General features: G+C 33.9%; 22 protein-coding genes. 17 read left to right on the forward strand and 5 right to left on the reverse strand.

Going from position 1 to position 21,994, the window contains the following annotated elements:
* The first annotated feature begins 428 nt into the window (after positions 1-428).
* The 4 genes from OZP07_RS12245 to OZP07_RS12260 all read left to right on the forward strand — a co-directional run bounded on the left by OZP07_RS12245 (position 429) and on the right by OZP07_RS12260 (position 4,381).
* The gene (locus OZP07_RS12245; protein ID WP_281635291.1) at positions 429-1,379 is read left to right on the forward strand and encodes a zinc metalloprotease; all 951 of its coding nucleotides are present in this window, start codon (positions 429-431) and stop codon (positions 1,377-1,379) included.
* Between the two features lie 158 nt (positions 1,380-1,537).
* The gene (locus tag OZP07_RS12250) at positions 1,538-2,629 is read left to right on the forward strand and encodes an AI-2E family transporter (protein ID WP_281635292.1); all 1,092 of its coding nucleotides are present in this window, start codon (positions 1,538-1,540) and stop codon (positions 2,627-2,629) included.
* Position 2,630: 1 nt separating this feature from the next.
* Positions 2,631-3,812: a THUMP-like domain-containing protein gene (locus OZP07_RS12255; RefSeq protein WP_281635293.1), complete on the forward strand. Its 1,182-nt coding sequence runs from the start codon at positions 2,631-2,633 to the stop codon at positions 3,810-3,812.
* Between the two features lie 2 nt (positions 3,813-3,814).
* Positions 3,815-4,381, forward strand: coding sequence for a hypothetical protein (locus tag OZP07_RS12260; RefSeq protein ID WP_281635294.1), 567 nt, complete (start codon positions 3,815-3,817; stop codon positions 4,379-4,381).
* Between the two features lie 49 nt (positions 4,382-4,430).
* Here the strand turns inward: OZP07_RS12260 and OZP07_RS12265 are convergent, their stop codons facing one another.
* From OZP07_RS12265 to OZP07_RS12285, 5 genes are all read right to left on the reverse strand, one after another.
* Positions 4,431-5,609: a porin gene (locus tag OZP07_RS12265; RefSeq protein WP_281635295.1), complete on the reverse strand. Its 1,179-nt coding sequence runs from the start codon at positions 5,607-5,609 to the stop codon at positions 4,431-4,433.
* 53 nt (positions 5,610-5,662) lie between these two features.
* A complete protein-coding gene (locus OZP07_RS12270) occupies positions 5,663-6,331 on the reverse strand; it encodes a carbonic anhydrase (protein WP_281635296.1) in 669 nt (222 codons plus the stop codon).
* A gap of 611 nt (positions 6,332-6,942) precedes the next feature.
* Positions 6,943-7,923, reverse strand: a complete 981-nt coding sequence (locus OZP07_RS12275) for an IS30 family transposase (protein WP_281635297.1) — start codon at positions 7,921-7,923, stop codon at positions 6,943-6,945.
* Positions 7,924-8,098: 175 nt separating this feature from the next.
* Positions 8,099-8,575: a nuclear transport factor 2 family protein gene (locus OZP07_RS12280; protein WP_281635298.1), complete on the reverse strand. Its 477-nt coding sequence runs from the start codon at positions 8,573-8,575 to the stop codon at positions 8,099-8,101.
* Between the two features lie 277 nt (positions 8,576-8,852).
* Positions 8,853-9,011 (reverse strand): hypothetical protein, encoded by a 159-nt coding sequence (locus OZP07_RS12285; RefSeq protein ID WP_194642003.1) that lies wholly within the window; start codon positions 9,009-9,011, stop codon positions 8,853-8,855.
* A 203-nt stretch (positions 9,012-9,214) separates the two neighbouring features.
* On the opposite strand from OZP07_RS12285, the gene OZP07_RS12290 reads away from it, so the two are divergent.
* The 13 genes from OZP07_RS12290 (at position 9,215) to OZP07_RS12350 (ending at position 21,965) form a co-directional block, all read left to right on the forward strand.
* Positions 9,215-9,844 carry a GNAT family N-acetyltransferase gene (locus OZP07_RS12290; protein WP_194642002.1) on the forward strand — a complete coding sequence of 210 codons (630 nt, stop codon included), beginning with the start codon at positions 9,215-9,217 and terminating at the stop codon, positions 9,842-9,844.
* A gap of 51 nt (positions 9,845-9,895) precedes the next feature.
* Positions 9,896-11,095 carry an argininosuccinate synthase gene (locus OZP07_RS12295; protein WP_194642001.1) on the forward strand — a complete coding sequence of 400 codons (1,200 nt, stop codon included), beginning with the start codon at positions 9,896-9,898 and terminating at the stop codon, positions 11,093-11,095.
* A 78-nt stretch (positions 11,096-11,173) separates the two neighbouring features.
* Complete coding sequence (gene argC / locus OZP07_RS12300; RefSeq protein WP_281635299.1) at positions 11,174-12,151, forward strand: N-acetyl-gamma-glutamyl-phosphate reductase; 978 nt, start codon at positions 11,174-11,176, stop codon at positions 12,149-12,151.
* Positions 12,152-12,239: 88 nt separating this feature from the next.
* Complete coding sequence (locus OZP07_RS12305; RefSeq protein WP_281635300.1) at positions 12,240-13,388, forward strand: aspartate aminotransferase family protein; 1,149 nt, start codon at positions 12,240-12,242, stop codon at positions 13,386-13,388.
* Between the two features lie 181 nt (positions 13,389-13,569).
* Positions 13,570-14,583: a PDDEXK nuclease domain-containing protein gene (locus tag OZP07_RS12310; RefSeq protein WP_281635301.1), complete on the forward strand. Its 1,014-nt coding sequence runs from the start codon at positions 13,570-13,572 to the stop codon at positions 14,581-14,583.
* 34 nt (positions 14,584-14,617) lie between these two features.
* On the forward strand, positions 14,618-15,814 hold the full coding sequence (locus OZP07_RS12315; RefSeq protein WP_281635302.1) for a glutamate-5-semialdehyde dehydrogenase: 1,197 nt from the start codon (positions 14,618-14,620) through the stop codon (positions 15,812-15,814).
* A 66-nt stretch (positions 15,815-15,880) separates the two neighbouring features.
* A complete protein-coding gene (locus OZP07_RS12320) occupies positions 15,881-16,684 on the forward strand; it encodes a GNAT family N-acetyltransferase (RefSeq protein WP_281635303.1) in 804 nt (267 codons plus the stop codon).
* Between the two features lie 63 nt (positions 16,685-16,747).
* Positions 16,748-17,518: a glutamate 5-kinase gene (gene proB, locus OZP07_RS12325; RefSeq protein WP_281635304.1), complete on the forward strand. Its 771-nt coding sequence runs from the start codon at positions 16,748-16,750 to the stop codon at positions 17,516-17,518.
* 84 nt (positions 17,519-17,602) lie between these two features.
* Positions 17,603-18,247 carry a hypothetical protein gene (locus tag OZP07_RS12330; RefSeq protein ID WP_194641995.1) on the forward strand — a complete coding sequence of 215 codons (645 nt, stop codon included), beginning with the start codon at positions 17,603-17,605 and terminating at the stop codon, positions 18,245-18,247.
* Positions 18,244-18,957: a DUF3307 domain-containing protein gene (locus tag OZP07_RS12335; RefSeq protein ID WP_281635305.1), complete on the forward strand. Its 714-nt coding sequence runs from the start codon at positions 18,244-18,246 to the stop codon at positions 18,955-18,957. Before OZP07_RS12330 ends, OZP07_RS12335 begins: the two co-directional genes overlap by 4 nt.
* Before the next feature lie 75 nt (positions 18,958-19,032).
* Positions 19,033-19,986 (forward strand): N-acetylornithine carbamoyltransferase, encoded by a 954-nt coding sequence (locus OZP07_RS12340; RefSeq protein WP_194641993.1) that lies wholly within the window; start codon positions 19,033-19,035, stop codon positions 19,984-19,986.
* A gap of 37 nt (positions 19,987-20,023) precedes the next feature.
* Positions 20,024-20,827, forward strand: coding sequence for an acetylglutamate kinase (gene argB, locus OZP07_RS12345; protein WP_281635306.1), 804 nt, complete (start codon positions 20,024-20,026; stop codon positions 20,825-20,827).
* 67 nt (positions 20,828-20,894) lie between these two features.
* Positions 20,895-21,965: a M20 family metallo-hydrolase gene (locus tag OZP07_RS12350; RefSeq protein WP_281635307.1), complete on the forward strand. Its 1,071-nt coding sequence runs from the start codon at positions 20,895-20,897 to the stop codon at positions 21,963-21,965.
* Positions 21,966-21,994 lie beyond the last annotated feature (29 nt).

A 21,994-nucleotide genomic window follows, 5' to 3' on the forward strand; every position in this document is an offset into this window, starting at 1 on the left:
ATATCATTTTAAAACTCATAGAACTAATACATTTTCCTTCCTTAACCACTTTTTTAAAGTGCAAATGTTTGTTTTTTAACATCCGAAAATCTATTTTTTTATATTGAAAAAGTTACTGATGAGTTAGTTTATCAATTCATTAAAAATATATTGATGCTTTTTTTGGTTTTTTAAATCAAAATTTAACAAGTTAAATACTATTTTTAAACAATCACTTTCATTCAAACAGAGGATATTAAAGCTATATTTAACATAAAAAAACCTACGTAATTACCCCCAAATAGCATTTTTACAACCCAGCAAAAACAATACTTTCTTAAAAAAAGGCTTAAATACATGTTGTGAAAATTTGCCATTAGCATGTTTTTGTTATAAAATTGTAAAACAATTAACCAAACAAACTATTATTTAACAAAATCATTACAATTATGAAAAAATTAATTTTATCAGCAACTGCTTGCTTAATGTTGTTTTCTTGTCAAAACGACCAAAACGAATTAACTACTGATGCAACAAATGCAGTTACACAAAGAAAATGTGCAACGCAAGATGTTTTGGAAGCTCAATTAAAAGCCGACCCAACATTAGCCATTAGAATGAATCAAATTGAAGCTTTTACTCAGAAGGCATTATTAACAAAGCGTTTAGTAAATGGAAAAATTGAAATTCCAGTTGTTGTTAATGTTTTATACCGAACTACTTCTGAAAACATTTCTGCCGCACAAATTCAATCTCAAATCGATGTTTTGAATAAAGATTATAATGCTCTAAATTCGGACTACAACTCTGTACCTGCTTTATTTGCAGGAGTTAAAGCCAATGTAGGTATTACGTTTGTATTAGACCAAATAGTGAGAAAATCCACAACAAAAACTTCATGGGGAACAAATGATGCAATGAAAAAAACAAGCACAGGCGGTCTTGCGCCAATCTCTCCAACTACAAAACTTAATATGTGGGTTTGTACTATTGGAGGTGGAATATTAGGTTACGCACAGTTTCCTGGTGGAGCTTCGTCTACAGATGGAGTTGCCATTGATTCTAAATATTTTGGATTATCTGGATCAGCAAATGCGCCCTTCAATCTAGGAAGAACCGCTACTCACGAGGTGGGACACTGGATGAATTTAAGACACATATGGGGGGACGCTACTTGCGGTAGTGATTTGGTATCAGACACACCTACACATAATGATAAAAATTTTGGTTCACCAGTTTATCCACACTATAGCACTTGTGCTGGTACTCCAGTAGAAATGACAATGAATTATATGGATTACACCGATGACAATGCAATGTATATGTTCTCAGCAGGACAAAAATCTAGAATCTCTGCCATATTTGTTTCAGGTGGTGCAAGAGCTTCATTTGGAATATAATTTTCCCATTATATTTTAGTTTTAAAAACTCGCTTCTTGTTAGCGGGTTTTTTTATCTTTATAACCTGAGGAAGTTCGAAAATTAAGGATTTCATCAAAAAAAAAACAAGCTAGCTTTAAATGAAATCACACTCAGATATATAACTAAATACAATCATATGATTACATCCAAAATTATTGGGAATGGTATCCTGAGAGCTATCGCAGTTTTGATTTTAGCTGCATTAGTGCTTTATTTTTTATATCAGATTCAGAATATATTAATTTATCTTTTGGTATCACTGATACTAACTTTAATAGGCACGCCTATTTTGAATTTTTTGAAGAAAAAATTAAAATTCAGGCATACAATAGCTACAATCACGGTTTTATCTATTTACTTCCTATTAATATTGGGTTTTATCATGATGTTTATTCCTTTGATAATTTCGCAGGGACAAAATCTATCTCTTTTGAACACAGCCGAAATAGAGAGAAACAGCTTAGAACTCATTCAAAAAATAAACACTTTTCTTGAACATCATCATATTGATTCTGCAAAGGTTTTTAACCCTAACAGCTTTAAATCGTTTATCAATTTTAATACAGTTCCCAATTTTCTAAATTCGGTTTTAGGAACAATCAGCGGTTTTGGCATGGGATTTGGCTCAGTTTTGTTTATTACTTTTTTCTTTCTTAAAGACAGATCAATAATTCTTGAAGGCGCAAAATTATTGATCCCTGATTCACACGAGGAAAAAATATTAAACTCAATAGAGAAAATAAACCTATTGCTTTCCCGGTATTTCATTGGATTATTGATTCAGCTTTTTATTGTTTTCATATTATATACCATTGTTTTATTCATTTTTGGAATACCAAATGCCTTTGTAATTGCTTTTCTATGTGCAGTTTTAAATATTATCCCTTATTTAGGACCGCTGATTGCTTCGGTATTTGCAGCAATCTTGACGATGTTAAGCAATTTAGGATCCGATTTTCAATCCGAAATTTTACCTGCCACAATTTACATATTAATAGGTTTCTGGGTAGTGCAGTTAATTGATAATAATTTTTCACAGCCCATTATTTTTTCCAAAAGCGTAAGTTCTCATCCGCTGGAAATTTTCCTCGTAATATTAATTGCCGGCTTTTCTTTTGGAATTTTAGGGATGATAATTGCGATACCGCTGTATACTATTTTGAAGGTGGTTTGCAAAGAATTTTTTCCTGACAATGAGTTTATACAAAATATAACAAAAAACATATAAATTGAATTTAGCCGTTTTAAATCCTAAAATACAGGAATTTATAAATTTAAATATTGGAGTTTCTGTTTCAAAACTGGCGCTTCAAAAAAATCCGTTTCCAACTGTTGAATGGATTTTAATTTTGAATCAAATCGCAGCAAAATCAAAAGCACAAGACAAACTCCCAACTTGGTTTGCGGCTACAAATATTATTTATCCAAGCAAAATTTCGGTTGAACAGACTTCATCGGAAATAACTGCACTCCACAAAGCATCTATTGTTTCGGGCGAAAACTTAATTGATTTAACTGGAGGATTTGGTGTTGACGATTATTATTTTTCAAAAAAAATAAAAAATGTAACGCATTGCGAAATAAATTCAGAATTATCTGAAATTGTGAAGCATAACTTCAGTCATTTAAACAATAAGAATATTACTTGCTGTGCTGGTGACAGTAATGAAATCCTTTCTGAATTAAAAACAAAATGGGACTGGATATACATTGATCCTTCAAGAAGAAATGATACCAAAGGTAAAGTCTTTATGCTAAAAGACTGCCTGCCGAATGTTCCCGAAAATCTGGATTTTTATTTTGAAAAAACTAATTCCATATTAATAAAAACAGCCCCAATATTAGACATTTCTGCAGGAATCAATGAATTGAACCACATCATAACAATACACATTGTTGCAGTTGACAATGAAGTAAAAGAACTCCTCTGGGAATTAAACAAAGGTTATAACGGAGCTATTACTATTAAAACTATAAATCTTGCAAAAGAAAAAACCGATACTTTTGAATTTATTCTGGACCAAAATCAAGAGCAGCCAAGTTTTAGCCTTCCAAAAAAGTATTTATACGAGCCAAATAGTGCCATAATGAAGTCTGGAGGTTTTGACCAGGTTGGACTGTTTTATAAATTAGACAAACTGCATAAACACTCACATCTTTATACTTCTGATGAATTAATACCATTTCCCGGCAGAATTTTTCAAATAGAGAAATGCATTCTTTATAACAAAAGTGAAATGAAAATCCATCTGGAAAACCAGAAAGCAAATATCACAACCCGAAATTTTACTGATACTGTAGAAAACATTCGAAAAAAATGGAAAATAAAAGAAGGAGGAAATTTATATTGTTTTTTTACGACTGATGAAAATAACAGTAAAATTGTTTTAATTTGCAACAAAATAAAATAGAAATGAAACACATACTAGTTCTAGCATTCTGCATATTAAATATTACACTTTACGCTCAAAAACCTTGTGAATACTCTACTAATGTTACCGATTCAATCGGTACATACAAATCAACAAAAGAATACTTAATTCATGAAAAAGTCTTTGGAGGAAATTCGAATTACATTTTTTGTTCCTTAGCATTAACAGACGGACTGCCAACTTTATCACTGCAGTTTATTCAAAAAAGCAAAGACTTTGTAAAAGCTAATTGTTTTGACAAAAATTCAAAAATCTTTCTACAGCTTCAAAATGGTAAAATCGTAACGCTTATACATATTGACCAAGTAAACTGCGGATCATTAATTCGTGATGACAAAGGCTTTGACAACAGGGTAAAAGCCGGAACATTTATGTTTGCAAAAGACAATTACGAAGAGCTGAAAAAATCTCCGGTTATTTTAATGCGTATAAAATACCTAACAGACGTAGAAGATTATGTTTTCAAAAAAGAATTCACTGCCGAACTTGACGGAAAAACATACCAGCCTGAAACATATTTCATGAATAACATTAGATGCATTGAGTAAAACTAATGTTATTCATGAAATAATATGTTACATCGAAAAATCTGATTCATTACAGCACTAACAAAGGAGCAATAATTCCGAAACTAAGCTGTCCTGAGGTTCCGTTCACAGCGCCAAAATTATCTTTGGCATAGGACGAATAATTATTTTTCTTAGCAATATAACCTGCATAAAACTTCATATTTAAGTCCGCGAAAGGCGAATATTCAATTGTTGGGATAATTCCATATGAAGTAAGCATATGATTGTTTTTATTAGAATCGAGATTGCCTTTCCAGTACGAATTGTCATTCATTAGAGTAAGCAAAAGATTTAATTTTGGACGAATCTGGTACTCAGCTCTAATCCAGTTTTCGACATAAGCAACATTTTCTGCTGCATATGGGTGCTTGGCTTTGATGATGTTCGAAACCACACATTTTTGATCCAAATCCTCTTTACTGTACTGAAAATCATAATACAGCAGCAGTTTATTATTTTTATACTTGTTCCCTAGAGAAATTAAGCTTCGGCCGGCATTTTTGGCATCCATAAAATAACCATAACTATAGGTAGTTTCCAATTTCCCGTCAAACAAACTTCCTTTCCAGTTTGCAACTCCCGCCAATGGTGTTTCTGTAGCTGTAATTCCCGGTGGAATCGTTGTCCCAAATTGATCCTGAAACGTTTTGGTCCTTGCATTCAGCACCTGAAAATTGAATTTGTTCTTATGATCTGCTAATGCATATAAAAGCGATGCACCCACCATGAAATTATCACCATAATTATTAATCGTGTTATACGATAAAATTTCAATTGGATTTGTTATGAGTTCGTAACCTCCCCAATCACCAATCATTTTCCCAAAAGATAATTTCGTTTGCGGAGCAGCATCGATGGTCAAATAAGCCATATCAACCGCACGGCTGGCATTGTCAATTGTGTTGGGATCGGCAATTTTGGTATATCGGTTTCGGAATCTAAAGAAAACTTTATCATGGATTTTACCTTTAACTTCAAATCGGAACTGATTAATCGAAAAAAGTGAATTCACATGCTCGCTATCCGCAAAATAATTATCGAAAGCGAAACGGGAATTAAAGATAACATCTACATCTTTCAGCAGAGAGGCTTTAGAAACTGGAATCAAAGGTAAATCTGCAGTATTGACTTCTTGAGTTGTTTTTTGGGCAAAAGCAAAAACAGGATATAATATTGTAATGCAAAAGCATTTTAGAAAAAAATTCATTTTTAAGGTATTTAGACTATTTGTAATTTGATTAAATGTTAGGAAAACTGAATCTATACCCCATTTTTAATATCAAAAATTACCTTACCTGTTTCAATGTCATACTCAGCACCAATAATCGAAACTTTCTTTTGATTATAGCTTTCTTTTAAAATTGGCTCCGCATTTTTCAAAAAATTTACCGCATGCTGAATATTGGCGCTTACAGCATTGTCAACAGATAATTTATTTTCTTCAGCAAGATTATTTTCTTCCTTTTCGCTTTCAATGTATTCTACTATTTTTTTAATATGATCAGCGTGGTTGTAATGTCCTTTTGAATCAATAAATGCTTTAACGGCACCACAGCTATTGTGCCCCATAACAACGATTAGTTTACATTCCAAGTGTTCAACGGCATACTCAATACTTCCCAATTCATAATCTCCAATCACATTTCCTGCAGTTCTGATTGAAAAAATATCGCCAAGGCCCTGATCAAAAACAAGTTCGGCCGGCACTCTGGAATCTGCGCAGCTTACCACAACAGCAAAAGGATGCTGTCCTTTTTTGAGTTCCCGTAGTCGTTCTAGGGTTTCACCGGGATGCATGGGGTTACCCGAAGCAAATCTTTTGTTTCCCTCTTTGAGTTTTTGGAGCGGAGATAAATTAGTATTTTCAGTGTGATTGCAAGCGGACAAAACGCTTATGAAGAGCAGAAAGAGTAATCCTTTTTTAATCATGATATTTCCTAAAATTATGACAAATCATAGTCTGTCTTAAATAATCTAGACAAACTCATTCTTGTTAATAAAGTCACAAAATTAGATTCATAGAGCGTCGCAAATAGTGACTTTTATCATATTTAAAGGATTAATTTCAACTAAACTTTTATCAAACGATATAGTTAACAAATTGTTTTTAGAAGGATAATTTTATTTAGAAAAAAGCCAGATTTTTAATAGTTCAAAAAAACATTAATACATTTCTGGAGTTAACGCAACAATGAATAAATTTTCCTGATTACTGTCCATATAATGATAAACCACCGTTGATTCATTGCTTCTAAATGCTTCAAGACTGGGATTTGCCTTGGAAGCATCCAATATTTCTTTCTGTACGGACTTTTTTTAAAGCCGCAACATCAATACTCTTTTTCAAAACACGGACTAAAAGTAAAATAGGCAATTGATTCACACTCTCCATGCAGATATCATTACTTATCATCACAGACAGGCAGTATTATATTTGGTTACCAAAGCTGTGAGTTCATTGCCGGCAAGTTTGTCCTTTATAAAATAGTATTAAAAATACCTATCAAAACTATAACAGTAAAAATTTTGATTAGGTGGATTCAACATATAAATGCAACAGTATTCAATTTATTGATTTTTTCGGCGAAAATTTCATTAGGTGTTTTATAGCCAAATCTTTTTCTGGGTCTGTTGTTTAATGTATTAACTACTGTTTTTATTTGTTGTTCTTCGATGTTTTCAAAGTTAGATTTTTTAGGAAAATATTGTCTTATTAATCCGTTTAAATTTTCATTGGCTCCTCGTTCCCAGCTATGGTAGGGTTTGGCAAAATAATAATCGATATCTAAATCTTCTGCAATGGCCCGATGATTGGCAAATTCCTTTCCATTATCCGAAGTAATGGTCTTGATTATTGGTTTCCAATCTTTCAATAATTCAATTGTTTTCTGCTGTATTGCACTAGCTTCTTTGCTTTCTACTTTTCCCATAAAAAGTATTCCAGAGGCTCTGTCATTGATAGTTAGTAACGCTCCTTTGTGATTCTTACCAATGACCAAATCAATCTCTAAATCGCCCAATCTACTTTTCTTTTCTACAATCTTTGGACGCTCGCTAATATCGACCCTACCAATAATAAGTCCTCTTTTATCCTTTAAATGTCCTCTTTTTTTATACTTTTTACCCTTGGTCCTAAGATGTTTATATAAGAGTCCTCCTTTGCGTTTATTTTCCCAAATATATTGATAGATTCTTTCTTTAGAAACCATTGCTCTTTTGTCAATTTTTGCTCTGCCAACAATTTGTTCAGGACTGTAATCTTGCTTTAAATAAAACAAAATATTTGCTTCAACTTCTGAGGTTAAAGTGCATTTTTTGATCTTAACCTTATGCCTGTTTAAAGCTTTTTTATCCGCCAAAACAGCTTTATAAACACCACTTCTTTGATCAGAATTACGTTTTATTTCTCGAGAAATAACTGATTTGTTTTTATCTACCAATTCAGCAATTTCGGAAATACTGATACCGGCATTTCTATATACTTCTATTTTGTATCTTTGTTCTAACGTTAAATGTGCCATCTATTTTGAGTGTTGCAACCCAAAGATATGATGATTTTTTCGCCAACTCTAGTGTTATTCTTTTGACCTAGGTCAAAAGAATAACACTAGAGTTTTTTTTCACGTTGCATTTATTACTTGAATCTAAGTTATATTACGAATAAGCAGTTTCTTTTTTCTTTGTTTTTCTCCCATATTACTTGTGATCAAAACTCAAAACTTCTTTGAGAATCCATTCTTTATTCTCCAGTAAATAAACATGTGTAAATTTTGCAGTTCCAGTGTATATGTCTTCCTTATTTGGTTCCCGGATAAAAAAGTCATGAATACCGGTTTGAACAACCCCGTAAAGAACACCATTATTATATAACGGAAAAACTTCCAAAGATTCTTTACGTACTTTGCGAATTGGCTTTTTATTACTGTCAGAACAAAGATTTTTCTTTGTGTTTTCCAAAAACTTATTTTTATCTTGAATTCCGCCTCGATCGTGATAAAACACCAAATCTTTATGTGTCATTTTTACAAGATAATCGATGTCACACCTATTAAAACCTCTCTCAAAGAAGATACTGTCGTGTTTCTGTAAAGCCAAAAACAATTCCGAATCTTTGGATACTTGTCCAAAGGCAAAATTGATAGATACTAATAATAAAATAAATAATGTTCTCATGATTCAATATTAGTTGGTTAAAAAAATGAACAGTCCTATTTCCTTTCCAAATATACCAAATATCAATTACAAATTTTAAAAGTACATTAACACCATACTCTGTATAAAATCACAAAACAAAAAGTTCCCCATTTCATTTAAAATAATTCAAACATAAAAAAGCTCCACACCTCATTAAAAAGAAAAATTACCCATAAAAACAGCTGTTTACATTTTTAAATTACTTTTTATTACAAAAATAATTCGTTTTGTTAAAAAAATCACTTTTACCGTTTTTTTAGCATTTATTAATCAAAAATAATTGTACTTTTGCACCGATGAAAAAAATAAAAACATATAAAACAGTTATCTCTCGGATAATGACACTTAGGACTTCTCCCGAAGTACGGATGCTATAGTTATAGCCTCCATTGTGTAATCGTATTATATTATTCATTTTTTATTTTATCGTTTTGAAATTATTTCCATTTTTATTTGGATTAATAAATCCAGAAGAAATCACTAAACAAATTTTATCTCTCTGTAATTCAATTATTTGGATTGCCATTTATTGTATTTGCCTTATATTTGGCATTGCAGAAAATGAGCAGGACAAACTCTGTTACAGCACATTTTTTAACCTAAAATATAACTCTTGAAATGAACATTTCTATTGTAGTAACTCAGGAAGAACATCATAAGTATGCGCAGGAAATATGCGACACGATAGAATCTTCTGCCCTGCTGAGAGGTACTGGAATTGCCAAAAGAACGCCGGAATACATCATAAAAAAGATGGAAAAAGGTGATGCTGTAATTGCGCTTAACAACGGGATTTTTGCCGGTTTCTGCTATATCGAAAGCTGGCAGCATGGTCAGTTTGTGGCTCATTCCGGTTTGATTGTACATCCGGATTACAGAAATTTGGGACTGGCAAAAAAAATTAAATCTTTTGTATTTGACTATTCATTAAAAAAATATCCTGAAGCTAAAGTTTTCGGAATCACAACTGGTCTTGCAGTAATGAAAATCAATTCGGAATTAGGATACAAACCGGTTCCTTTTTCAGAATTGACCAATGACCCAAGTTTTTGGAAAGGATGCCAGACCTGTACCAATTTTGAAATCCTAAAAAGCAAAGATTACAAAATGTGTTTGTGTACCGGAATGCTTTATGATCCAAAAGAAAAACCAAAAGATCCACCAAAACATCCCTACAACGTAAGGATTTGGAATCGTTTGAAAGAAATTAAACAAGCACTTTTTTTAAAAAAAGAAACCAAAAGTTAAAAATATAATTTATCAAATCGGAGCTTTTCAAACTCCACAAAACAATATAAAATGGGAAGTAAAAAAGTAGTATTAGCATATAGCGGAGGATTGGACACATCATATTGTCTTAAATATTTAAAAAATGAAAAAGGATATGAAGTTCATACTGTATTGATCAACACAGGCGGTTTTGACGATGCCGAATTAAAAGCGATTGAAGACAGAGCTTATGAATTAGGAAGTGCAAAACACGCTAACTTGACTATCCTTGATAAATATTACGACAAAGCCATCAAATATTTGATTTACGGAAACGTATTAAAAAACAACACTTACCCGCTATCTGTAAGTGCTGAGCGTGTTTTTCAGGCAATCGAAGCTATAAAATATGCAAAATCTGTAGGCGCTGAAGCGATTGCGCACGGAAGTACTGGTGCAGGAAATGACCAAATTCGTTTTGACTTAATTTTCCAAACCATCGCTCCTGAAATAGAAATCATCACTCCTATCAGAGACTTAAAACTTTCAAGACAAGAAGAAGTTGCTTATTTACAGGCAAACGGTGTTGAATATTCTTGGGAAAAAGCACAGTATTCTATCAACAAAGGTTTATGGGGAACAAGCGTTGGAGGAAAAGAAACTTTAACTTCAGGACAACCATTACCAAGCGAAGCTTATCCTTCACAATTGCAAAAAAATGGTGAAGAGAAAGTGACTTTAGAATTCGAAAAAGGAGAATTGGTTGCTGTAAACGGTAAAAAAGACAAACCTTCAAACAACATTGTTACTTTAGAAAAACTAGCTAACGCTTACGCCATCGGAAGAGATATCCACGTAGGTGACACGATTATCGGAATCAAAGGAAGAGTTGGTTTTGAAGCTGCTGCTCCTTTAATCATCATCAAAGCACACCATTTGCTAGAAAAACATACACTTGGAAAATGGCAGCAATACTGGAAAGAGCAGCTAGGAAACTGGTACGGAATGTTATTCCACGAAGGTCAGTTCTTAGATCCGGTAATGCGTAACATCGAAACTTTCCTTGAAGACACTCAAAAAACCGTAAACGGAACAGTAACTGTTTCACTTAAACCATACCACTTTTCATTGGACGGAATTGAATCCAAAAATGATTTAATGAACACTGGTTTTGGTCAATACGGAGAAATGAACAATGCCTGGACATCAGACGATGCTAAAGGATTCATCAAAATTTTAGGTAACGCACAGAATATATTTTCATCTGTAAATCAAGAGACTTACGAATAAATATTATATATTATTCAACCACAAAGTACAGACGGGTTTGAAACCCGTCTCTACCAACCAAAATAAAAATAAAAAATTATGATTAATGTTGGAATAATAGGCGGATCGGGTTATACGGCCGGAGAACTCATCAGAATACTGATGTTTCACCCAAATGCAAAACTCGATTTTGTGTACAGCACGACCAATGCAGGTAAACCACTTTCGGTGGCGCACCACGATCTGCTTGGCGATATCGAAATGAACTTTACCGACAAAGTAAACCCTGAAGTAAATGTGGTTTTCTTGTGTTTGGGACATGGAAAATCGAAATCTTTTTTGACTGAAAACCAATTTGCAAGCCATACCAAAATCATTGATTTAGGAAATGACTTCAGATTGAACAAAGACGAAGTTTTTGACGGTAAAAAATTCATTTACGGCTTACCGGAATTGAACAAAACTGCGATCAAAAATGCTCAATTTATAGCTAATCCCGGTTGTTTTGCTACTGCAATCCAATTGGCTTTATTGCCTTTGGCGGATGCCAAATTATTGAACGACGATGTTCACATCAACGCTACAACTGGAAGTACTGGAGCCGGAGTAAGCCTTTCGGAAACCTCACATTTTAGCTGGAGGAACAACAATATGTCGCATTACAAAGCTTTCGAACACCAACATTTAGGTGAAATTTCAGAAAGTTTGCACCAATTGCAGGCAGATTATAAAAACGAATTGCTTTTCATTCCAAACAGAGGAGATTTCCCAAGAGGAATTTTTGCTACTTTATACACAACCTGCAACGAAAGTTTGGAAGATATCGCAGCCAAATATGAAGCATTTTATAAAAACCAGCCTTTCGTAACGGTTACCACAACTGGAATCAACATGAAGCAGGTGGTACAAACCAATAAATGTATTATTAGTTTAGTAAAAAAAGGGAACCGGATTTTGATCACCTCGGTGATCGATAATTTAGTCAAAGGCGCCTCTGGGCAAGCCATCCAAAACATGAATTTAATGTTCGGACTGGATGAAACCACAGGATTGCATTTGAAACCAAGCGGATTCTAATATTATGTTGATGGTTGCTGGTAAATAGTTGATAGAAACAACGCTAGAGCCGACAACCAACAACAATCAACCAAAAACTAAAAAGAAAATGAACTTATTCGACGTTTACCCATTATACAACATTACTCCTGTAAAAGCGCTAGATTGCACAATTACTGATGAAAACGGAGTAGAATATTTAGACTTATACAGTGGCCACGGAGTAATCTCTATTGGACACACACAACCGGATTATGTAGCCAAATTGAAAAATCAATTGGATAATCTGGGATTTTATTCAAATGCTATTCAAAACCCATTACAAGTGGAATTGGCCGAAAAACTTGGCAAACTTTCAGGATGCGAAGAATACAGCTTATTCTTGTGCAGTTCTGGAGCCGAAGCCAATGAAAATGCATTAAAACTAGCTTCTTTCCACAACGGAAAATCAAGAGTGATTGCTTTTGATAACTCTTTCCACGGAAGAACTTCTGCAGCGGTTGCTGTTACTGACAACAAGAAAATTGTTGCTCCAATCAATGCGCAGCAAGTCGTTACTTTCTTGTCATTAAACAACCTTGAAGCTGTTGAAGCCGAATTGAAAAAAGGTGATGTTACTGCTGTTATCATTGAAGGAATTCAAGGTGTAGGAGGATTGGACGAAGGAACTACCGAATTTTTCCAAGGATTAGAAAAACTTTGCAAACAATACGAAGCGGTTTTGATTTTGGATGAAGTGCAATCAGGTTATGGAAGAAGCGGTAAGTTTTTCGCTTTCCAACACCACAATATCAAACCGGACATTATTACACTTGCCAAAGGAATGGGGAACGGATTCCCAATTGGAGGCATATTAATTTCACCAATATTCAAAGCGAGCCACGGATTGCTAGGAACTACTTTTGGAGGAAGTCACCTTGCCTGTGCTGCTGGAATTGCTGTTTTGGATGTAATCGAAAAACAAAAATTGATTGACAACGTAAATGAAGTTTACGCGTATTTCCTTGAAGCGATTAAACAAGTTCCTGAAATCATTAAGGTAAAAGGAAAAGGATTAATGTTGGGAGTAGAATTTGATTTTGAAGTTAGTCCGTTACGCAAAAAACTGATTGTCGAAAAATTGATTTTCACAGGAAGTGCCAATAATAAAAATCTGTTGAGAATTCTTCCGCCTTTGACAATCAAAAAAGAAGCAATTAATGCATTCGTAGTCGCTTTGAAAGAAAGCTTAGCTGAATTAAAAGCTGTTGAAGCTTAATTTTAAAACATATAAGTCATTTAAGTTTTTCTAATCAACAAACCAAAAAAAACTAATATAACTTATATGAAATACTATTTTATTCTTTAAACTAAGCAACCAAAGAACCTTTTATTTCCTATGAAAAAAGAAATGCAGTTCTGTGATTTTAGAACAAGAAATAGCTAATAACAAATTTAAAATGACTTTAGACCATACATACAAACTCTGGCTCAATTCAATAAAGCAAAAAATAAATTTTGCCCAATTGACTGTTGCAGTCAAAGTTAATTCTCAGCTGATGGAATTGTATTGGGATTTAGCCAAAGACATTGTCAATAAACAAAAAGAAGCAAACTGGGGAGATTCAGTTTTAGAACAATTATCAATTGATTTAAAATTAAGTTTCCCCTCTATTAATGGATTTTCGAGACGAAATTTATACGCAATACGCCAATGGTATTTGTTTTACCAAACAAATAATTCAATTGTGCCACAAGCTGTGGCACAAATTCCTTGGGGACACAATAGGTTAATTATTTCGAAAATAAAAAATATTGAAGAAGCTGTTTTTTATGCAACAGCAACAGTACAAAATGGCTGGAGCAGAGAGCAGCTTGAAATTCAAATAAAGAATAACTATTATTTATCAAAAGGTAAAGCAATAACCAATTTCAATAATACATTACCTAAAACAGAATCGCAGTTAGCAATTGAAACTTTAAAAAATCCATATATTTTTGATTTTTTAGGCTTAGAAAATGATGCATTAGAAAGAGAAATTGAGGGTGCAATGATGCAGCATATAACGAGTTTTTTGCTTGAACTAGGCAAAGGGTTTGCTTTTGTAGGCAGACAATACGCTATTCAAGTTGGAGAAAACAATTACGCTATCGATTTACTTTTTTATCATTTGGAATTACGCTGTTATATCGTTTTAGAATTAAAATCAGGTAAATTTAAACCTGAATATGCAGGAAAATTAAATTTTTATTTATCTGCTATTGATAGTCAATTAAAGCATACTGATGACAAACCTTCGATAGGATTGATTTTATGTAAGCACAAAGATAAAATTGAAGCAGAGTATTCATTACGTGATATTCAAAAACCTATCGGGATTAGCGAATATCAGCTTACCCAAGCTTTACCCAAAAATTACCAAAGCAAATTACCAACTGTAGCACAAATAGAATTAGAATTGAATAATTTATAATTTTATAAAACTGCAATAACATTTGACTAAAAATATGAACACATTATTATCCATAGAAAAGAGAAATGCTGTTTTAAGCCGGATGGCGGAACTTCTGGAACAGGAAAGAGAAGCTTTAAAAAGCATTAATCAGCAGGATTTAAATAATTATTCTGGAGAGGATTTGGCTATGGAAAAACGTTTGCTGGTTGATGATGCCAAAATTGACGGAATGATTTTGTCCATGCAGCAATTGGCAAGCCAAGAAGATCCTGTGGGGCAGATTCGTTTTACTTTCACGCATGAAAACGGCATGAAGGTAACCAACAAAACTGCAGCTTTTGGAACAATTATGATTATTTACGAATCCCGTCCTGACGTAACTGTAGAAGCGGGAGGAATTGCATTTAAATCCGGAAATAAAATCTTATTGAAAGGAGGTAAAGAATCTTTACTGTCCAATTTGAAAATTGTTTCCCTTTGGCACCAAGCCTTGGAAGAAAATAAAATTGACACAAATTGGGTTGAATACCTAAATTACAACCGTGCTGAAACTCAGTCTTTTTTAGAAAATCCAACGCAAAAAGTCGATTTGATTGTACCTCGAGGCGGAGAACAATTAATCGAATTTACCAAAAAACATGCGACTTGTCCTGTAATTGTAAGTGGCCGCGGAAATAACTTTCTTTACATAAATAAAGAAGCCGATTTGAAAAAAGCGCTTGACATTATCATCAACGGAAAAACGACCAATATTGGTGTCTGTAACGCTTTGGACAAGGTTTTGATCGACACCAAATTACCGAATTGGCAGATTTTTGCAGCAGAATTGGCAGCAGAATTAAAGAAATATAATGTTGAGATTTTGGGTGATGACGCTTTCGCAAATGCTGCTCAGGTTCCTGCAATTGAAAACGAAGAAATCTGGTACGAGGAATTTTTGAATTATAAAATTGTTGTCGGAGTCGTTAATTCTGATGAAGAAGCAATTGAAAAAATAAATAAATACTGCGGGGGACATTCGGCAACGATTATAACTCAAAATGATGCAGCTGCCCAAGAATTCATGGAAAATGTGGATACAGCGGCAGTATATCAAAACGCCTCTACCCGATTCACCGATGGCGGTCAGTTTGGTTTAGGAGGAGAATTAGCAATCAGTACCGACAAACTGCACCAACGCGGACCAATTGGTTTACAGCATTTGGTTACCAATAAATGGTATGTTTATGGTGATGGACAGATAAGATAGAAAATTGCAGATTATCATTAACGATTTTAGATTGTTAGAACTCATAAAATATTTTTATAATTAATAATGACAATAGAAACCTTAAATAATAGTGATGTTGGTTTACTAGATGAATTACAGCCTTCTGGTTGGGGCACAATTTTGCCTGCTCATGAGTTTTATACAACAAATACAGATTTTTGTTCTTCTATTCGAATTAATATTGACACCAAAATAGTTGGAATTGGAACCACTATAATCCATAATGATATAGCATGGTTAGGACATATTATTGTTCATCCCGAATATCGAAATCAAGGAATTGGGCAATTAATTACTCAATCTTTGATAAAGGATTCAAAAGCAAAAAAATGTAATACTATTTATCTAATTGCAACCGATCTTGGAGCACCGGTTTACATAAAATCAGGGTTTGAAACGGAAACAGAATACCTTTTTTTTAAAAATATAAAAGCAGAGAAATCTTGGAGAATCTCAAGTAATATCGTGCCATTTCATCCTGATCATAAAACCGAAATTGAGGCTATTGACAAATTTACCAGTGGTGAAGACAGAATATTTCATTTAGAAAAACATCTGCAAGAAGGGTTTGTTTATCATAATAATTCAGTTGTAGAAGGATTTTACCTGCCTGCTTTTGGAGAAGGTTTAATCCTTTCTAAAACTAAAGAAGCAGGAATTGAACTTATGAAAATGAGATTTACAAATCATGATAATGCATGTTTTCCTAAGGATAATATTCATGCAGTTGATTTTCTTTATAAATACGGATATAAAGAATTTAAGACCGCAAAAAGAATGAGATTAGGTAAAAAAAGAGATTTGAATTTCTCAAACATATACAATAGAATTGGAGGCAATATAGGTTAAATTCAATTTTAAAAGATTATATAATTTTGATTATCAGCTTTTGTTAGCTTTAAAAACAAAAAAATGAATAAATCAGGTAAAAAAAGAATATTATTAAAGTTAGGCAGTAACACGTTAACCAAAGAAACCAATCATATTTCGAGAGGAAAGATTGAGGATATTGGGATACAGATAGCCGCTTTGCAGGATGAATATGAATTCATTATTGTGAGTTCGGGAGCGATTGCTGCTGCCAAACAATTTGTAAAACTGGATAATCACGATAAAGATGTTTTCGTAAAACAGGCTTTGGCATCGATTGGACAGCCTCATTTAATGCGGATTTATAACGAGAATTTCCGTGATTTAGGTTTATTCACTTCACAATGCCTCCTTTCCTATTCTGATTTTGAAAAAAAACAGACTAAAGACAATATCGTAAACACCATCAATGTATTGGTGAAAAATCATTATATCCCCATCATCAACGAAAATGACACTGTTGCTTCAGATGAGATTAAATTTGGTGATAATGATAAATTAGCCGCTTTAACAGCAGTTCTATTGAATGTTGACATTCTGATTATTGCCACAAATACCAACGGTATTTACACCAAATCGTCAATTAATGATGAAGTGCCGGAAACGATAGAATTAGTTACTGATTTATCGCTTTTGCAAAAAGAAATCGGGGACAAAAAATCGTCTCACGGAACAGGCGGAATGCAGTCTAAAATTGATTCTGCTGCGATTGCCAAAGCAGGGAATATCGAAACCTGGATTGTAAACGGGCTTGAAGACAATTTCATGCTGAAGGCATTAGACAATAAAATTGCGTTTACAAAGATTATATAATATCACTTTTTTAAACGATATTTTAGAATATCACGTATTTAGACGATATTTTGAAATATCGCTAATTAATACGATATTTGAATTATGATAGCAGTTATTACAGCAGATATTATCAATTCAAGAAAATTGATAAATCAAGAAATATGGATTTCGCCATTAAAAAAATTATTGCGTTCGTATGGCGCAGCACCCGAAAAATGGGAGATTTTTAGAGGTGATTATTTTCAAATTGAAATTGAAGATCCAAAAGAAGCACTTTTTGTATGCTTAAAAATAAAAGCATTGATAAAGAGTGTTTTTATAAATGAAAAACAAAAAAAAACAGCTCCAATTGATGTTCGATTATCAATTGGTTTAGGGACAAAAGAATATACAGCTGGCAGAATTTCGGAAAGTAATGGTACGGCGTTCATCAATTCGGGCGAAAAGTTTGAAAAACTGAAGAAAGAGAAAACAACATTGGCAATTCAGTCTTCATTTCCTGATTTTGATTATGAAATGAATTTATACCTGAAATTGGCAGTTATACAAATGGACGCATGGACAGTAAATTCGGCAGTATTATTTACTACGATTTTTGAAGATCCTGAAAAAAAACAGGCAGAAATAGGGACGATTCTGGGTATTGGACAAAATTCAGTAAGTGGCAGATTCAAACGTGCTCATGTTGATGAAATTTTGGAATTAGACAAAATGTACCGCCACAAGCTAAAAACATTGGTGCAATGATAATTATAGTAAAATTAATATTGGCACACATTCTGGGTGATTTTTTACTGCAGCCTAACAGCTGGGTAGAAGCAAAAGAAGAAAAAAAAGCATTGGCGTGGCAGTTATATGCCCATACAATGATTCACGGTCTGCTGTCATTATTGATTTTATTTGACCTAACGGATTGGAAATTGGTGACAATGATAACATTCAGTCATTTAATCATAGATTACGCCAAATTAAAATTTCAAAAAGAAAGCTCCAAGATTACTTGGTTCATTGCTGACCAAATAGCGCATCTGGCAGTAATTCTAATTTTGGGATTGTTTTGGATAAATAAAGAAAATGAACTTTTAGAATTATTATTTTCTAATTCTTTTCTAATACTGACAACGGCTGCTGTATTTTTGACACAGCCCGTTTCGATAATAATGAGTGTGCTTATAAAGCCTTGGTCGGATGTAATTCCCAATGAAAAAGAGCAGTCACTCAAAAACGCAGGCAAGTACATTGGAATACTAGAACGGTTATTAGTATTTCTTTTTATCTGCACAAATCATTTTGAAGCCGTTGGCTTTTTATTAGCAACAAAATCGGTTTTCAGGTTTGGAGATTTAAAAGAATCCAAAGAGCGGAAACTGACAGAATATATATTAATTGGAACATTATTGAGTTTCGGAATTGCTTTGTGTGTGGGATTATTAACCCAATATTTATTAAAATTATAATTATAAAAAGTTGAAATTATTTAATTGATAATTCGGTTAAACAAATCAACTATTAACCGATTAAACTATAAAAAAATGAACTACACCTCAATAAAAGAAATAGATTCACTCCAAAAATGGGTGAAAGAAGCGTTAAAAATCAAAAAAAATCCGCTTAAGAATAAAAAACTAGGAAAAAACAAAACCCTTGTAATGTTATTTTTCAATTCGAGTCTAAGAACCCGTTTGAGTACTCAAAAAGCAGCCATAAATTTAGGGATGAACGTTATGGTCATGAACTTTGGCAGCGAAGGCTGGACACTGGAATACGAAGACGGAACAGTTATGAACCAAGGCGCTTCTGAACACATCAAAGAAGCAGCGGAAGTAGTTTCTCAATATGCAGATATTATTGCCATCAGAGCATTTGCGGGATTGGTTGACAAAGAAAAAGACAACGCTGAAACCGTAATGAACGGCTTCGTAAAACACGCCACTGTGCCAATTCTAAATATGGAAAGCGCCACAGGACATCCATTGCAGTCACTTGCAGATGCAATCACAATGGAGGAAAACAAAACCAAACACAGACCAAAAGTCGTTCTCTCATGGGCACCGCACCCGAGAGCTTTACCGCAGGCAGTTCCCAATTCTTTCGTGGAAATGATGCAGTTACAGACCGAAATGGATTTTGTAATCACACATCCGGAAGGCTACGAACTAAATCCTGAAATCACCAAAGATTCTAAAATTGAACACGACCAGGACAAAGCTTTTGCAAATGCCGATTTTATCTATGCTAAAAACTGGAGCAATTATAAAGAATACGGAAAAATCACCAATACAGATCCAAACTGGACCATCACTGCTGATAAAATGAAACTGACCAACAATGCTAAATTTATGCACTGTCTGCCGGTAAGACGTAATGTAATAGTTACTGATGAAGTAATCGACAGTGAAAATTCGATTGTAATTCAGCAGGCGAATAACAGAACGTATTCAGCTCAATTAGTACTGCAGAAAATCCTGAAAAAATTAGACAAATAGATAATAGAATAAAGAGTATAGACTTTAAACTAATTAAATGAATATCAAAGCCCAAAGCCCAAAGCCCGAAGCACTTTCGATCATAAAAATTGGCGGTAACATCATCGACAATCCAGCAGAATTAAAACAGTTCCTTACTGATTTTTCAAAAATAGAAGGCAATAAAATACTCGTTCACGGAGGCGGAAAATCAGCTACCAAAATGGCTCAGAGCATTGGCCTGGTTCCCCAAATGATCGACGGACGCCGTATTACCGATGCACCAATGCTCGATGTAGTAATAATGATTTATGCAGGCGAAATCAATAAAAATGTGGTTGCTCAGCTGCAGACCTATAATACTAATGCCATTGGATTTTCGGGTGCTGACGGCAATTTAATTCTGTCAACAAAACGCAACCATCCAACAATTGATTATGGTTTTGTAGGCGATGTGCAAAAAGTAAATACTCCTTTATTGAAAACATTATTAAACAGCGGCATAACTCCTGTATTCTGCGCCATCACACATGACGGACAAGGGCAATTATTGAATACCAATGCTGATACTATTGCTAGTGAATTAGCTATCGCTGCCTCCGAAGTTTTTGATGTTACTTTAACCTATTGTTTCGAAAAAGCAGGAGTTTTAACCGATGTAGAGGATGAAAATTCAGTAATCCAGCAAATAAATTCAGCTCTTTATTCAAAATTAAAAGAAGAAGGCGCCATTCATTCCGGTATGATTCCTAAATTGGATAATTGTTTTAACAGCTTATCGAAAGGCGTTCAAAAAATACGGATTGGTCATCACAGAATGTTACAAAACACAAACGCAATTTTTACAACAATCGAATTGTAAAAATTAAACACAAATTACATTAATTTGCACAAATTAATTCGTGAAATTTGCGTTGAAAATAAAATAAATGAAAAACATAGAAACCCTCATACAAGAAGCCATTTCTCTTTTAAAATCGCTGATTGAAACTCCTTCTTTTTCAAGCGAAGAAGATCAGACTGCGCTTTTGATCGAAAATTGGTTTAAACAAAACAACATTCCTTTTGAACGGGAAAACAATAATATCTGGGCTTACAACCTGCATTTTGATAAATCAAAGCCTACACTTTTACTCAATTCGCATCACGATACTGTAAAACCCAATCAAGGCTATACTAACGACCCATTTGAAGCGATAGTAAAAGACGGCAAATTATATGGTTTGGGCAGCAACGATGCCGGCGGATGTTTGGTTTCGTTAATTGCGACATTTACTCATTTTTATGCTAAAGAAAACCTGCCTTACAACATTGTTATTGTGGCTTCGGCAGAGGAAGAAAGCAGCGGAAAAAAGGGTTTGAACAGTGTTTTGAAGCATTTGCCAGAGCTGGAATGCGCCATCGTAGGAGAACCAACCTTAATGCAATTGGCGGTAGCAGAAAAAGGTTTACTGGTATTGGATGTTGTCGTAAAAGGAACCGCCAGCCACGCAGCCCACAATAATCCAGATAATCCAATTTATAATGCAATGCCCGTGATTGATTGGTTCAAAACCTTTCAATTCGAAAAAATATCGGAGGTTTTAGGTCCCGTAAAAATGACTGTAACTCAAGTAAATGCTGGAAAACAGCACAATGTAGTTCCGGCCGAATGCCATTTGGTAGTCGATATCCGTGTCAATGACTGCTACAACAATACCGAAATTCTAGAAACCGTAAGAGCCAATGTTAAGGCCGAAGTTACACCCCGCTCAATGCATTTAAATGCATCATCAATCCCTGTTTCGCACGGATTGGTACAGGCAGGTATCGCTTTGGGAAGAACCACTTATGGCTCTCCTACCCTTTCGGATCAATCAGTTTTGTATTGCAAGTCATTAAAACTAGGACCGGGAGAAAGCTTGCGGTCACATTCGGCAGACGAATTTATATATGTAAACGAAATCGAAGAAGGAATCCAATTGTACATCAAAATACTTGGAAACTTTTTCAAAAATTAAAATAGTTTTCAGGAGCTAATCCCGCTGTC

It is taken from the genome of Flavobacterium marginilacus (genome assembly GCF_026870155.1).
Classification (GTDB): domain Bacteria; phylum Bacteroidota; class Bacteroidia; order Flavobacteriales; family Flavobacteriaceae; genus Flavobacterium; species Flavobacterium marginilacus.

Bases quoted from the DNA above. Each gene is read 5' to 3' on its own strand.
- OZP07_RS12245 (WP_281635291.1), top strand. From the start codon at position 429: ATGAAAAAATTAATTTTATCAGCAACTGCTTGCTTAATGTTGTTTTCT.
- OZP07_RS12250 (WP_281635292.1), top strand. From the start codon at position 1,538: ATGATTACATCCAAAATTATTGGGAATGGTATCCTGAGAGCTATCGCA.
- OZP07_RS12260 (WP_281635294.1), top strand. From the start codon at position 3,815: ATGAAACACATACTAGTTCTAGCATTCTGCATATTAAATATTACACTT.
- OZP07_RS12265 (WP_281635295.1), bottom strand. From the start codon at position 5,609: ATGAATTTTTTTCTAAAATGCTTTTGCATTACAATATTATATCCTGTT.
- OZP07_RS12270 (WP_281635296.1), bottom strand. From the start codon at position 6,331: ATGATTAAAAAAGGATTACTCTTTCTGCTCTTCATAAGCGTTTTGTCC.
- OZP07_RS12275 (WP_281635297.1), bottom strand. From the start codon at position 7,923: ATGGCACATTTAACGTTAGAACAAAGATACAAAATAGAAGTATATAGA.
- OZP07_RS12280 (WP_281635298.1), bottom strand. From the start codon at position 8,575: ATGAGAACATTATTTATTTTATTATTAGTATCTATCAATTTTGCCTTT.
- OZP07_RS12285 (WP_194642003.1), bottom strand. From the start codon at position 9,011: ATGAATAATATAATACGATTACACAATGGAGGCTATAACTATAGCATC.
- OZP07_RS12290 (WP_194642002.1), top strand. From the start codon at position 9,215: ATGAACATTTCTATTGTAGTAACTCAGGAAGAACATCATAAGTATGCG.
- OZP07_RS12295 (WP_194642001.1), top strand. From the start codon at position 9,896: ATGGGAAGTAAAAAAGTAGTATTAGCATATAGCGGAGGATTGGACACA.
- argC (WP_281635299.1), top strand. From the start codon at position 11,174: ATGATTAATGTTGGAATAATAGGCGGATCGGGTTATACGGCCGGAGAA.
- OZP07_RS12305 (WP_281635300.1), top strand. From the start codon at position 12,240: ATGAACTTATTCGACGTTTACCCATTATACAACATTACTCCTGTAAAA.
- OZP07_RS12310 (WP_281635301.1), top strand. From the start codon at position 13,570: ATGACTTTAGACCATACATACAAACTCTGGCTCAATTCAATAAAGCAA.
- OZP07_RS12315 (WP_281635302.1), top strand. From the start codon at position 14,618: ATGAACACATTATTATCCATAGAAAAGAGAAATGCTGTTTTAAGCCGG.
- OZP07_RS12320 (WP_281635303.1), top strand. From the start codon at position 15,881: ATGACAATAGAAACCTTAAATAATAGTGATGTTGGTTTACTAGATGAA.
- proB (WP_281635304.1), top strand. From the start codon at position 16,748: ATGAATAAATCAGGTAAAAAAAGAATATTATTAAAGTTAGGCAGTAAC.
- OZP07_RS12330 (WP_194641995.1), top strand. From the start codon at position 17,603: ATGATAGCAGTTATTACAGCAGATATTATCAATTCAAGAAAATTGATA.
- OZP07_RS12335 (WP_281635305.1), top strand. From the start codon at position 18,244: ATGATAATTATAGTAAAATTAATATTGGCACACATTCTGGGTGATTTT.
- OZP07_RS12340 (WP_194641993.1), top strand. From the start codon at position 19,033: ATGAACTACACCTCAATAAAAGAAATAGATTCACTCCAAAAATGGGTG.
- argB (WP_281635306.1), top strand. From the start codon at position 20,024: ATGAATATCAAAGCCCAAAGCCCAAAGCCCGAAGCACTTTCGATCATA.
- OZP07_RS12350 (WP_281635307.1), top strand. From the start codon at position 20,895: ATGAAAAACATAGAAACCCTCATACAAGAAGCCATTTCTCTTTTAAAA.